This is a genomic window from Vibrio harveyi, assembly GCF_030060435.1.
Classification (GTDB): Bacteria; Pseudomonadota; Gammaproteobacteria; order Enterobacterales; family Vibrionaceae; genus Vibrio; species Vibrio harveyi.
The window spans coordinates 1,323,549-1,337,197 of the sequence record NZ_CP125876.1; the positions used below are offsets into that span (position 1 = coordinate 1,323,549).

The following is a 13,649-nucleotide window of genomic DNA, read 5'->3' on the forward strand; positions in this document are numbered from 1 at the left end:
GAGCAAAATGAACCATGCTTTAAGTGTAAAGCAACATGACTGCTTCAGAAGGAGGGATGTGAGGTTTTACACACAATTTGGATGGATTCAAACCCTACAGAAATTCCTCGTTATTTGTTCGGGATGCATCAATAGACTTCCCGATTCGCATACTCACGATTGAGTCACGAGGCAGAGGCGCACGCATAGGTGCGCCTTTTTAATGCCTATAATCTTCCCCTTTACTTATTTTAAATAACCGTACGAAGTGTTGATAATTCCAGCTTGGTATGGCATTCTGTTTTCTCGTAATGGTTCTCGGCGTGATGGATTACGCGGTTTAGGCTTTATACAAAGATTGATGCGGGCTAGAAGGTCCGCTTTTTTGTGTCTGAAATTCGAGCTGAGTACTTGCTTATCTTAGGTATAGGGGCAAAGATAGCGTTTTCGATAACATCAAATTCAATCGTCAAGTAATACCATGTCGCGCTTTTCTCTTTGTTTGCTCATTTTCTCCGGGTTATTTTCTCAAACTACATCGGCTCAAGATCTATGGTGGCAGGCGATATTATCGAGTGCTCCTGTTGAACAAATCCAACAAGCGATAACGACAGGTGGAGCTTGGTATCGATGTGAGACACAAGATAGTACCGAAGCGTTTTGTTTGGATGATTTTCACTACTACCATCAGCATCTCTACGGAGAGTCAACAATAGAAGATCGTGAGGTCTATTTGTCTTTTCTTACCGAGTACCAACCCCAGAGTTTGAGCGAACTGATTTTAAATTTGAGGAAAGATGGGCTGGTGATGCAGAAGGTGGAGATTGATGGGCAACAATATGATATTTCTGAAGCGATGAGGCACGCCACGCCTGAAGAGGTAGATAAAGATCTGATTGTCTTTATTAATCGCTATCCACAGCAAGCGCCACGAAGTATTGATTGGGTGTTAGCACAAGAGTTTGGCACGCCAACGCCAAGATTAAACGTCATGTTAAACAGCGATGGCGAGATGATTGAACTAAAGGTGATCCGTTTCTAAAGTGTTATGCTTTAGACGTCTGAAGCCTCAGTTTTATTTTCGTGATGGAGAGCCAAAAATGTCGCCATCGCAGATTCATCCAAAAATCCATCCGACTTTTTATGCGCGCGTAGATACTGATAACCCGCAACCAATTTGCGGTGCTGCGCTTCTTCTTCCCCAGAAATTACACCATTCATGACATGTTGATAGGCGAGTTTGTAAGCCTCCATATCCACTACTTCGGCTTGGCGATATAAGTAACCACAACCCGTCGCTAGCCATTCTAGTGAGCAGTTTGCTCGCATCGCTATTTGGTTCGCTTTGGTTAAACTTGGCTCACTTCCTTTGAGATATTTCCTGATCAAAGCTTCAGATACATCGACGCGTCGAGCGAAGCCGCTGACGCTTTCTTCGCCTATAAGGGTGGCGAGTCGTTGGGCAAAAGACATATTTCGTACTCCAGTTCGAATTGCGAAAGTTTACCCGTTGAGCGAACGGTAAAACAAGACTAGGATGAAAGCAGATTAAGAAAAGGAGAGAAACCCATGGTTGCAAAAGTAGTGACTGCACCAAACGGTCCAGAGTTTTCTGAGCTGGTTCAAGGATATTGGCGTGCAGTAGATTGGGGCATGACAGCGCAAGAACGTTTGTCATTCCTAAAGCAACATATTGAGTTAGGTATTACGACTGTCGACCATGCTGACATCTACGGTAACTACGAATGTGAAGCGCTGTTTGGTGAAGCATTGGCGTTGGATAAAAGTGTTCGTGAGCAAATCCAGATCGTGACCAAATGCGACATTAACTTGTGTGGTGATAAAACACCTGAGCGTAAGATCAATCATTATGATACTAGCGCGGCGCATATCTACCAATCCGTCAACAACTCACTTGAGCGTTTAAATGTTGATGAGATTGACGTGCTCTTGATTCATCGTCCTGACGTTTTGATGGATGCAGATGAAGTGGCAGAAGCGTTTTCGGAGCTTCATAAAGTCGGTAAGGTGAAGCACTTTGGTGTTTCTAACTTCACACCTCGTCAATTTGAACTTTTGCAATCGCGCTTAAGCAAGCCACTTGTGACTAACCAAGTGGAAATCAACCCCCTTAACTTTGAAGTTGCACACGATGGTACGTTAGACCAGATGCAAACTTTACGAGTACGCCCGATGGCATGGTCGTGTCTAGGTGGTGGTTCAATCTTTACGGGTGATACGGAGCAAGCGGTTCGTGTTCGCAACGAGTTAGAAATGATTCGTGAAGAAGTCGGTGCGAACAGTATTGATGAAGTGATTTACGCTTGGGTTCGTCGTTTACCATCGAAGCCAATGCCTATTATTGGTTCGGGTAAAATTGAGCGAGTTCACTCGGCGGTTAATGCACTGAATATTGAATTGACGCGTGAGCAGTGGTACCGAGTTTGGGTCGCTTCAAAAGGTCACGGTGTGCCATAGAAAGACCGAAAAGTTTTATCTTCTTAGGCACTCTTGATATCCAAGTAACCACGCATTTCGAGGTTATAGGATATATTGGGTGCCTTTTTGCCTTCTAGATTATCTTTTTCATTCTAATTGCTAAGAGCAACCCTTTGCGTATCAGGCTTTGTCGAAGTTTTAATCACACTTGCGCAACATCACTAAATGTATAGGGAATTGCGTTTTTTATTGGTTCACTGGTTCACTCATCTATTCATATTGCGTATGCTAGTTCGGTAAACAAGAAATAATAAAAACTCCTCGTCAGTTTTCTCGTACTTTGTGCTGCAACAATCTGTTAGACTCCTGCGCAGATTGTTGAATATATAAAGGTGGTAGAATGTCTTTTCCTGTACTCATCTGTGATGACTCTGCGTTAGCACGCAAACAGATGGCAAGATCACTGCCGGCAACATTAAATGCAGACGTGACATTTGCCATTCATGGTAAAAACGCGCTAGAAGAACTAGCGCAGAAAGAATTTAAACTGATGTTTCTTGATTTGACCATGCCAGAGATGGATGGTTTTGAAACATTGGAAAACATGAAACGCTTAGGCATTCAAACCCCAGTTGTGGTTGTGTCTGGTGATATTCAACCCAAAGCAAAAGAGCGTGTATTTGCACTCGGTGCGAAAGCGTTTATTCAAAAGCCAATTGGTAAAGACGAGCTTAAAGCGACGTTAAAAGAGCTGATTGAGCCTAATGATCGTCCACAGGTCATCACTCCTACAACGATTGAGCTGCCTATTCTGCGTCGTCGTGATATTTACATGGAAGTGGCTAACGTGTCGATTGGTCGAGCGGCAGATGCGTTGGCGCGTCACTTTGATGTTTTTGTTCAACTTCCACTTCCAAACGTAAATATCTTCGAAGTCAGTGAGCTTCATATGGCATTGAGAGATTTAGCATCTCATGACAACGTCTCAGGTGTTTGTCAGGGGTTTTGTGGAGAAGGCATTGCGGGCGAAGCACTGGTTATCCTAAGTGACTCAAGTGTCTCTGACTTGAAGAAGCTAATGAAGGTGCCAGCAGACAGCGAAGAGTTAGAAGAGCTCGAACTGCTGATGGATATCTCTAATATCTTGGTAGGCGCATTCTTGAATGGTTTAGGTGAGCAATCTGAGGTGCGATTCTTCCAGAGTTCTCCTGTATTGCTCGGGCAGCACATCTCCATCGATTCAATTATTGAATCAACCACGGGGGCATTTAGTCGAACCATGACATTTGAAGTGAGCTACAACATTGAAGGTACATCAATTCGTTGTGATCTTCTGTTTATGTTCGTTGACGAGTCGCTGCCTTTGCTAGACAACAAATTGTCATACCTAATGGAGGACTTCTAATGCTGAATCTACCTGCAGAATTTGAACAATTCCATTGGATGGTCGACATGGTTCAGAATGTCGACATGGGTTTGGTTGTGATCGATAAAGATTACAACGTACAAGTATGGAATGGGTTTATGACCCATCACAGTGGCTTGCAATCTCACGAGGCAATTGGTCGCTCCATTTTTGATATTTTCCCAGAGATCCCACAAGAGTGGTTCAAGCTAAAAACCAAGCCAGTTTATGATTTGGGCTGCCGAAGCTTTATTACTTGGCGTCAGCGTCCGTATTTGTTCCGCTGTCGTAACGTGCGTCCTGTGACACAACAAGCAGAGTTTATGTACCAGAACGTAACGCTGAACCCAATGCGTACACCTACAGGAAAAATCAATTCCTTGTTCTTGTCTATTCAAGATGCGACGGCTGAAGCGTTGATGTCTCAGCAACACAACTAAAGGTTGATTAAATAACGATATTAAAAGCCGAGGTTCGCCTCGGCTTTTTTGTATACTTAAATCGTGTCTTCAAATGCGCAGAATAATCATATGGACTTTAATCTCGCTCTCAAGCTCTACACCGCTGAACAAGTCAGAAATGGAGAAGTAATGGCAGCTCAATTGGCGGGGGTATCAATGTATAGCCTTATGCAACGCGCTGGAATGGCTGTGTATGAGCGTTTTCTTCATCTTTATCCCAGAGCACGAAATGTGTTGGTGGTGTGCGGTAAAGGCAATAATGGTGGTGATGGTTATGTGTTTGCCACTCTAGCAAAGCAGGCACAGCTGAATGTACGCGTGTTTCAGTTGGGTGACCCTTTAACCTTGAAAGGTGATGCTCTGAGAGCGTTCGAAGATTGGCAAGCTAGCGATGGAGAGAACAGTGCTTGGGATGATTGGCATAGTGCATTGTTAGAAGCTGATGTGATTATCGATGGCATGTTAGGGATAGGTTTAATGGGAGAAGTCAGAGCCGACTCTCGTCGCTATATAGAGCAAATCAATCAAGTCCATTGTCCTGTAATCGCTATTGATGTGCCATCGGGTCTAAGTGCTGATACTGGCGCCGTTTTGGGAGAGGCTATTCGTGCAGACCATACCGTGACATTTATTGGTGTAAAGCAAGGTTTGTGCACGGGGCAAGCAAGAGATTACGTTGGAGACCTACATTTTTCCGGCTTAGGTGTGAACGTCGAGTTCGAGTCGATTGAAGAAGAAAGCGCGTTAGGTATTGATCATCAGATTATCGGTAGACTGCTACCGGAAAGGAAAGCCACTGCCCATAAAGGCGATAACGGGAAACTCCTCTGTGTAGGAGGTAATCAAGGTATGGCAGGCGCGATTCGATTATGTGCTTCTGCCGCAGCGAGAACAGGGGCGGGTTTAACTGCAGCGATTACCTATCCAAGCTCGCTACTACCGTTACAAGTGGGAGCTCCAGAAATAATGAGTCGAGGCATTACACTTGATGAGCTCAAAGACACCGATAACGAGCTGGTTAAGCGTAGTCGTTGGGCTGATGTTCTCGTCTTTGGTCCTGGTTTTGGGCAAGATGAATGGGCACATCAGGCATATCAATTCTTATCTCAGAAAAACAAACTCAAAGTGGTGGACGCTGACGGACTAAACATCCTTGCTATGCTCAATCAGAGAAATGATGTCGTGTTTTTACGAGACGAGCAACGCGTTATGACACCGCACCCCGGAGAAGCTGCACGCTTGCTCCTTGTTTCAACAAAAGAGGTAGAGCAGGACCGTTTTGCAGCGGCGAGGCAGCTTCATGAACGCTACGGTGGAGTTGTTGTACTCAAAGGCGCGGGAACTCTTATCTATGACGGTGTCAGAATGTATGTTTGTCTCGCGGGTAACCCTGGGATGGCGAGTGGGGGAATGGGAGACGTCTTGTCTGGTGTGATTGCTGCGTTACTTGCAAAAGGACTTCCTATTGCTGTGGCGGCTCGTTTAGGCGTGATACTTCATAGTCATGCAGCCGATATTAATGTCCAGCAAAGTGGTGAAGTTGGCTTGTTGGCGAGTGACGTTATCGAATCTCTTCGATGTGCCATCAACACACCAAAGAACTGAACAGAGCTTTTTTAGCTCATTCGCTTTCAAGAAGAGACAAAAAAGTGATGTTGGGCATGAAAAATTTGAAGAAATATTTTTTTGAAGAATCGCACTAACTGGGTTCGTTTGGCGTTATTTTGAGCGTTTATGAGAAGTTAAACGGTAACCTACGATGAAAATGACGCAAAGGTTTGCGCAAAGGATAAAATAATCGAGCGTTTTAACTGTTTGATATTGTTAATTAAGTTGCGATTTTGGGAAGAGGGGAGGTGTTTTTGATATGCGATTTCCAAGATGGTATCACAAAAAAAAATCAAATATCAGACTTGTAGGAAATAAATCACAGCCTATAATGCTGAAAACCGGAGCGTCTGCCAACGCTCCGGTTTTTTTGTGTCCGAAGAACAGTGAACTCGTCTGCCAACGATTTCACTACGCACTCTGAGATGACACATATACTTATGAATCAAGGAATTACACAATGCGTATCGAACAAGAACTTAAGTTAGGTTTTAAAGATGTACTGTTTCGCCCGAAACGTTCTACCCTTAAGAGCCGTTCTCAAGTAAATTTAACCCGCGATTTTACATTCAAGCATAGTGGTCGTCAATGGTCTGGCGTACCAGTAATTGCGGCTAACATGGATTCGGTTGGTAGCTTTGCAATGGCTAAAGCGCTAGCAGAGCATGGTGTAATGACCGCTGTTCACAAACACTACACAGTTGAAGACTGGGCAGAGTTTGCGAAAACAGCAGACAAAACAACGCTAAACAACGTGATGGTGTCAACGGGCACGTCTGATGCAGACTTCCAAAAAACTAAAGACATCATGGCGATTTCTGATGAGTTCATCTTCATCTGTATCGACATCGCGAACGGCTACTCAGAGCATTTGGTGGAGTACGTACAACGTGTTCGTGCTGAATTCCCAGACAAGGTTATTTCTGCTGGTAACGTCGTAACTGGTGACATGTGTGAAGAGTTGATTCTTGCTGGTGCAGACATCGTGAAAGTAGGTATCGGTCCTGGTTCTGTATGTACAACTCGCGTCAAAACCGGTGTTGGTTACCCACAACTTTCTGCAATCATCGAATGTGGCGACGCAGCTCACGGTCTTGGCGGTATGATCATCGGTGATGGTGGCTGTTCATGTGCGGGTGATGTAGCGAAGGCATTCGGTGGCGGTGCTGATTTCGTCATGCTAGGTGGTATGCTTGCTGGCCACGAAGAGTCAGGCGGCGAAGTCATTGAGAAAGACGGCGAGAAGTACATGAAGTTCTACGGTATGTCGTCGAAGAGCGCGATGGACAAGCACTCTGGTGGTGTTGCTGGCTACCGCGCAGCTGAAGGTAAAACCGTATTATTGCCATACCGTGGCAGTGTTCACGGCACTATCCAAGACATCCTTGGTGGTGTTCGCTCAACATGTACTTACGTAGGTGCAGCAAAGCTTAAAGAGCTAACCAAGCGAACTACGTTCATCCGCGTGCAAGAGCAAGAAAACAACGTATTCGGTAAAGAGTAAGTCGACTGAATATCGGAAATTGTTGAAACATCCATAAATTGATATTTACAACCATATATTGATTTTTGGTACAGCCATAATTTGATATTGCCTCTTCATGATCTAAACTTGTGAAAGCTTACGACAAAATCGTGAAGAGGCTATATATAGAACTAAAAAAGATGCGCCCCAAAAGGTCCTTAACCCGTAATTCCTTCTTTCCAACAATTGCGTGCTCTAGGTTGAATTCGATTTCATTATCGATCATAGAATGAAACGAGCTAGGCCAGTTTGAGAAAAATTGGCTGAACGAAACGTGATCGAATTCATTTTTGCTGATGTGGACCCACCAATGAATCAAACCCCAACGATAGCTTTTGGGGACGTCAGGTAGATCTTTAGACTCATTGCCGGCGAGCCAACTTGAAACAGTGGATATTGCTTTATGGCTATTCTCTGAACTTTTCGTACTGATAGTTTTTTTGCAGTCCCCGCACATTCCACTTAAACCAGACACTTGATAGTCGTACTCAGCGCCACAGCGACAACTGTTGAGCAAAGGTACATCATGGATATGGCAGTGGTCGTAACCCTCAAAATGCCAAAGGTAGGAGGCGTAGCCATTTTGTTGTAAACACAATGGGCAGCAGGGGATGGATTTAGTTCGAAGTAAACTACGCGGAAAAACTTCAGAACTTCGTATCACAGCACTGGTGGATGGAGAATGTTTTAAGTTTGTTCTGTTAATTGCTAATCCAAGTAACTCGGTAGGTTCGTTAAACGTTAATTGAGCGAGTTTCAGGAGTGAGGCAGTTCGGGCACCAGAGCTATCTTTGGCCGTTCAGGGGTTAACCTTTGCGATATCGGTTGGAAAGGTTTGATAGCCGTTATGGTCAATGTCTTGTAGGAAGCGCTTTGTGGCTTCTAGGAAGCGATGGACATCACTATATCCATTTTTGTTTGCAACTCGGATAAAGAAGCTTTCCAAGCTTTCATCACCGTAAGGTTTGGTTCTTTGCAAAAACATAGAGCTCCTCCTGAATCTAGTCTAGGAGCTAAAAGTCCGGTTAACAGGGTTTTACTTGGGATTGAGAGGCCAGCCACAACTTTCTGATTTTGCTTCTATTGATATAGCGTTGAGTGTAATTGAATATCAACTCAACGCTTAATGCGGTAAACTCTATTCCCATAAGTAAAAATAGTTACGGAAGTCAAAATGGCAACCTTACTCAGTTGGCTTGGTAGAACAGATCTTGATCAAATGAAGCTAGATAACCCAGCTTCAATTGCAACGATTGCTTTGAAAGGTAAAACTCTAGACAGCATTATTATCCTTGCCAGTACATGGGATGATGAATGGCACGACTATAAAGAATGGTTGGAGAGAAAGCTTGCTTGTGTTGGTCGTTCTAAGACCTTAGTGACTATCCAACGTGTTCGATTGGCGTCGCCGATAGATTATTCCGCTATAACCAAAGTGATGCAAAAACAGCTGAGTAAGATTTCTGCTGGCTCGGAACACATTTATTTGAACCTCACATCTGGAACGCCGGCAATGACAGTAGTTTCTGTCTTACTCGGCAAGAGCATTGGGAAATGCCAGTTACTTCAAACATCGCCCAAGGGCGAGTTAATTGAAGTGGATATCCCCGTTGATTTCGCGACGGAGTATGCCAGAACCTCCACTAATGCTATACAGTCACTGACATCCGATCTCCCTCAATTAAGCTCGGCCTTTGAAGCTATAACTGCAAAGTCGAAAATCATGCAGCTTTTAGTGAAAAAAGCTCACAGACTTGCATTATCTGATTTACCTGCACTCGTACTGGGTGAAAGTGGATCAGGCAAAGAAGTCATGGCAACAGCCATTCACAATGCAAGCTCTCGCGCTGAAATGCCATTTAGAGCCGTTAACTGCGGTGCATTACCAGAGAACTTGGTGGACTCAATTCTCTTTGGTCACGTAAAAGGGGCGTTTACAGGAGCAGATAAAGACCATTCAGGGCTATTTGAACAGGCTAATGGTGGCACCTTATTCCTAGATGAAGTGGGCGAGCTGCCACTCAATGTCCAAGTTAAATTACTTAGAGTGTTGCAACAAAAAGAAATTACGAGAGTCGGTGACGTTAAATCTAAGGTTGTTGATGTTCGCATTATTGCAGCTACGCACCAAGATCTGTTTCAGATGACATCGCAAGGAGCCTTTCGGGAAGACTTATTCTACCGACTCGCAGTAGGGGTTATTGAAATGCCACCCCTTAGAGCGAGATCGGAAGATATTCCAGAACTCATCTCAACACTCATGAACGATATCAATCAACAGGCAGAAAAACACCCACTCTTCGAAAGTAAGAAAATTTCCGACGATGCAATAAATTTTGCAAAATCCTATCGATGGCCCGGAAATATCAGGGAGCTTTGGAATACACTGAATCGCGCTGTGTTATGGTCAGAATCGGCCACCATTTCTACTGAAGATCTTCAATCGTCAGTATTAAGTGCAGGCAAAAACCAATCTTCTCAGGGTGAATTTTCCGTACCAGGGGATATACAGCAATACATTGATACTATTAAGAAAGATGCGGTTGAATCAGCTTTAGAGTATAGTCGCAATAATAAATCCAAAGCAGCTGAAGCTCTAGGTCTAAAGAGCCATCAAACGTTAAGCGGTTGGATGACAAAATTAGGTATCGAAGAATAAGCAAGTTGGCTAAAACAGGGTTGGCATACCCATTGCTCATTGAGGTCAGGAGTACAATAAAAGTGAAAACGTCAGTGAACTTTGAACATCTAAGAAAAGACTGGCCAGAATTGGCTGAATTGGGTGCATTTGCCGAAGCTTATGCAGTGACAGATCCTCAAAGCTCGATGGTTAAGCTTCGTTGCTATGTCGAAAAAATCGTGGGCTACCTATACCGAGAGCTACGCTTGCCAGTATTGCCAAATGCGTCTGTTCACGACAAGCTGACGAGTGCTTCGTTTACTGCCATCATCCATAAAGATATTCTCGATAAATTTCATGCTGTGCGCAAAGGCGGAAACAAAGCTGCCCATGACGGATATGTCAATCAGCATGACGCACTCTGGTTACTCAAAGAATCCTACCTGATTGGTTGTTGGCTTTTCATTGCCTATGGGGATGGTTCCCAAGAAGAATGTCCACGATATTCTCAACCTGACAATGCTCCGCTAGAGGGTGAGTCTAAAGCAGATTTCAAGCGAAAAAACAAACAGCTACAACAAAAGCTCGCCCAGAACAGTGAGCAGCTTACACAGGCGTTAAAAGAGCTTGAAGAGGCGAAAGAAGCCCAGTTGTTGGCCCAGCAGGCTGCTAGTAAGCTCAAGTTGGAAGTTGATCAAACCAAAGCTGAGAAGCTAAAGCGCAACACTCTCAAGTTGAAGAACAGCTTTGACTTTAACGAAGCGGAAACTCGTAAACGTCTAATCGATTCGGAGCTGAGAAGTGAAGGGTGGGATGTTGCACTGGCAGAGGTGAGCACAGAACAAGTATCAAAAGAGTACGAAGTAAAAGGTCAACCGACTCAATCAGGCAAAGGCCGTTGTGACTACGTGCTTTGGGATGATAATGGCAAGCCGCTAGCGGTTATTGAAGCGAAGAAAACCCGAGTGGATGCGCGAGCAGGACAAGAGCAAGCCAAAATCTATGCTGATGCGTTAGAAAAACAAACGGGTCAACGTCCAGTTATTTTCTATACCAATGGTTATGATATCTGGTTGTGGGATGACGCTCAGGGCTACGTACCTCGCAAACTTTTTGGTTACTACTCTAAAGACAGTCTGCAATACCTTATCCAGCAGCGTGCGCTGAAAAGAGATCTTAACAGCACTCCGATTGATACCGAAGTCGCAGGTCGACTCTATCAAATGGAGTCGATCACTCGTGTCTGTGAACGATTTAGCGATAAGCACCGTAAAGCGCTGATCGTGCAAGCCACAGGTACGGGAAAAACGCGTGTTTCCATTGCGCTAGCGAAGCGTCTACTTGATGCAGGTTGGGCAAAGCGAGTGTTGTTCTTATGTGACCGTAAAGAGCTACGTAAGCAAGCGGCAAACGCATTTAATGAGTTCACTCAAGAGCCGTTATTCGTAAAGGGCAAAAGCAAAAAAGAACTTGCGAGTAAAGCGCGTATCGTGATCGCAACTTACCCAGGCATGATGCAAACCTTCGAAGAATTCGATGTTGGTCACTTCGACCTTATTATTGCCGACGAATCGCATCGTTCTATCTACAACAAGTATGGTGAGCTGTTTAAGTATTTTGATGCGCTGCAAGTGGGCTTGACGGCAACGCCAGTTGAGATGATTTCCCGCTCGACCAGCCAGCTGTTTGGTTGTGACTACAAAATGCCAACGGCCAACTACCCATTAGAGCAAGCGATTGAAGAAGAAAACCTCGTGCCTTTTAAAGTCGTTTCTCATACCACCAAGTTCTTGCGTGATGGCATTAAAGGTAATGAGCTCACTGATGAGCAGATAGCTGAGCTTGAAGATCAAGGAATCGACCCGAATGAGCTCGATTTTGATTCAAAGCTAATCGATAAAGCGATCTTTAACAAAGACACCAACCGCCAGATCATCCGTAATTTAATGGAACGTGGTCTTAAAGATGCTGACAATCAATTGCCTGGTAAATCGATTATCTTTGCTCGTAGCATCAAACACGCCGAACTTATCGCCGATCTGTTTGCGGAAATGTACCCCGATTTGGGTGGTAACTTCTGCCGAGTGATTCACTCGAAATACGAACGCGCAGATGAACTGATCGACAACTTCAAAAGTGCTGAAGGCAACAAAGAAGAGATCACCATTGCGGTGTCTGTCGATATGCTCGATACCGGTATTGATGTGCCGGAATGTATCAACCTTGTGTTTGCTAAACCGATTAAATCGAAAGTGAAGTTTTGGCAAATGGTAGGTCGTGGTACCCGTTTGTGTGAGAACTTGTTTGGCCAAGGCGAACATAAAAAACATTTCTTGATCTTCGATCACTGGAACAACTTTGAATATTTCAAAATGAACCCAGAAGAAGATGATGGTGCAAAAGGTAAGTCTCTTGCGCAAAAGGTATTTGAAGCGCGGCTAAACTTGGCTGATGAGGCAATTAAACGTGCAGAAATGGATATCTTCGATTCGGTGATCCCACAGATTAAAGCCGATATCGAATCGCTTAACGATAAAACCATCGAAGTGCGTGAAAACTGGCAAATTAAAGCGCAACTAAGTGATGAGAAAACCTTGCACCAAATGGCTCCGGATACCAAGGAGCTACTGCGCTCTACGATGGCTCCGCTAATGCAGTGGAAACCGATTACTGGCGAGAGCGAAGCTTTGCGCCTCGATCTCCAGTTCTTAGAGCTTGAGCTTATCAAACTCAAACAACCTTCCAAGGTCGATATTGTTGCGATGCCGATTATGGACAAGGTCACCACACTTTCTATGCACCTTAACGAAGTGCGCAGTAAGGCTAGTACTATTAAGCAAGTGCAGCAGCCGAACTTCTGGAATGATGCTGATCACCATGAATTAGAAGCTTGTCGAAGCGAGCTGCGAACGGTAATTCATCTGCGTGATAAAGGCGCGACTCCTCCACCTAAGCCAACACCTGTATTGGACGTGAAAGAGGATGCGGCTGAATATCGCACTGATGAGGTGAAAACCGATATTGTGACGGTGGACTACCAGATCTATAAACAAGAGGTCGAAAGAACACTGTCACCATTGTTTGAATCAAATGAAGTGTTGCAGAAAATACGTGCTGGACAATCAGTAACAGAAGCGGATTTAGAGACGCTCAATGCGCTTGTGCATACACAAAACCCAAGTGTCGATCTTTCGATTTTGAAAGAGTTCTTTCCGGAATCAACCGCAGGGCTCGACCAGATTCTGCGTACCATTGTTGGGATGGATGCGAAAGCAATTGAAGGAGAGTTTACGGCCTTTGTGCAGCAAGTACATACACACCTTAATTCTAGACAGCAACGCTTTATCGGCATGCTCAAAAATCACCTTTGCCGCTACGGTAGCGTTGATATTGAGCAGTTGTACGATGCACCATTCAATCAAATTGATGATGCTGGCCTAGATGGCGTATTCCCAATCCCTGCTCAAGCGGATGTGGTGGAACAGTTTGTTCGCCGCTTTAGTGTACATTTGGGTGAGAAACAAGCAAGTGTCGAGAAAGTGGCGAATTAACCCTTTAGCGATGGCAACTGGCTAAGTACACTACAACTAATTACGATTGACGCTGTTCATT

General features: G+C 44.4%; 11 protein-coding genes. 8 read left to right on the forward strand and 3 right to left on the reverse strand.

The genetic code is table 11. The annotated features are described in order from the left end of the window. Positions 1-460: 460 nt before the first annotated feature. Positions 461-1,021, forward strand: a complete 561-nt coding sequence (locus QMY49_RS22500; protein WP_009697297.1) for a hypothetical protein — start codon at positions 461-463, stop codon at positions 1,019-1,021. 11 nt (positions 1,022-1,032) lie between these two features. Here the strand turns inward: QMY49_RS22500 and QMY49_RS22505 are convergent, their stop codons facing one another. Further along, entirely contained in the window at positions 1,033-1,452 is a 420-nt protein-coding gene (locus QMY49_RS22505; protein WP_005452354.1) for a helix-turn-helix domain-containing protein, read from the reverse strand. 96 nt (positions 1,453-1,548) lie between these two features. Here QMY49_RS22505 and QMY49_RS22510 point away from each other — a divergent pair, with 96 nt between their 5' ends. The 5 genes from QMY49_RS22510 to QMY49_RS22530 all read left to right on the forward strand — a co-directional run bounded on the left by QMY49_RS22510 (position 1,549) and on the right by QMY49_RS22530 (position 7,396). Continuing rightward, the gene (locus QMY49_RS22510; protein WP_005452353.1) at positions 1,549-2,457 is read left to right on the forward strand and encodes an aldo/keto reductase; all 909 of its coding nucleotides are present in this window, start codon (positions 1,549-1,551) and stop codon (positions 2,455-2,457) included. A 361-nt stretch (positions 2,458-2,818) separates the two neighbouring features. After that, positions 2,819-3,823 carry a response regulator gene (locus tag QMY49_RS22515; protein WP_009697299.1) on the forward strand — a complete coding sequence of 335 codons (1,005 nt, stop codon included), beginning with the start codon at positions 2,819-2,821 and terminating at the stop codon, positions 3,821-3,823. Continuing rightward, the gene (locus QMY49_RS22520; protein WP_005452351.1) at positions 3,823-4,263 is read left to right on the forward strand and encodes a PAS domain-containing protein; all 441 of its coding nucleotides are present in this window, start codon (positions 3,823-3,825) and stop codon (positions 4,261-4,263) included. Before QMY49_RS22515 ends, QMY49_RS22520 begins: the two co-directional genes overlap by 1 nt. Positions 4,264-4,353: 90 nt before the next feature. Continuing rightward, on the forward strand, positions 4,354-5,889 hold the full coding sequence (locus QMY49_RS22525) for an NAD(P)H-hydrate dehydratase (protein ID WP_222324593.1): 1,536 nt from the start codon (positions 4,354-4,356) through the stop codon (positions 5,887-5,889). 463 nt (positions 5,890-6,352) lie between these two features. Next, a complete protein-coding gene (locus tag QMY49_RS22530; protein WP_222324595.1) occupies positions 6,353-7,396 on the forward strand; it encodes a GMP reductase in 1,044 nt (347 codons plus the stop codon). 118 nt (positions 7,397-7,514) lie between these two features. Here the strand turns inward: QMY49_RS22530 and QMY49_RS22535 are convergent, their stop codons facing one another. Continuing rightward, positions 7,515-8,177, reverse strand: a complete 663-nt coding sequence (locus tag QMY49_RS22535; protein ID WP_269992121.1) for a TniQ family protein — start codon at positions 8,175-8,177, stop codon at positions 7,515-7,517. A gap of 39 nt (positions 8,178-8,216) precedes the next feature. After that, positions 8,217-8,402, reverse strand: a complete 186-nt coding sequence (locus tag QMY49_RS22540; RefSeq protein ID WP_241670043.1) for a TniQ family protein — start codon at positions 8,400-8,402, stop codon at positions 8,217-8,219. A gap of 189 nt (positions 8,403-8,591) precedes the next feature. On the opposite strand from QMY49_RS22540, the gene QMY49_RS22545 reads away from it, so the two are divergent. Continuing rightward, on the forward strand, positions 8,592-10,076 hold the full coding sequence (locus QMY49_RS22545; RefSeq protein ID WP_269992099.1) for a sigma-54 interaction domain-containing protein: 1,485 nt from the start codon (positions 8,592-8,594) through the stop codon (positions 10,074-10,076). 62 nt (positions 10,077-10,138) lie between these two features. Beyond that, the gene (locus tag QMY49_RS22550) at positions 10,139-13,588 is read left to right on the forward strand and encodes a DEAD/DEAH box helicase family protein (RefSeq protein WP_283314477.1); all 3,450 of its coding nucleotides are present in this window, start codon (positions 10,139-10,141) and stop codon (positions 13,586-13,588) included. The last annotated feature ends 61 nt before the right edge of the window (positions 13,589-13,649 follow it).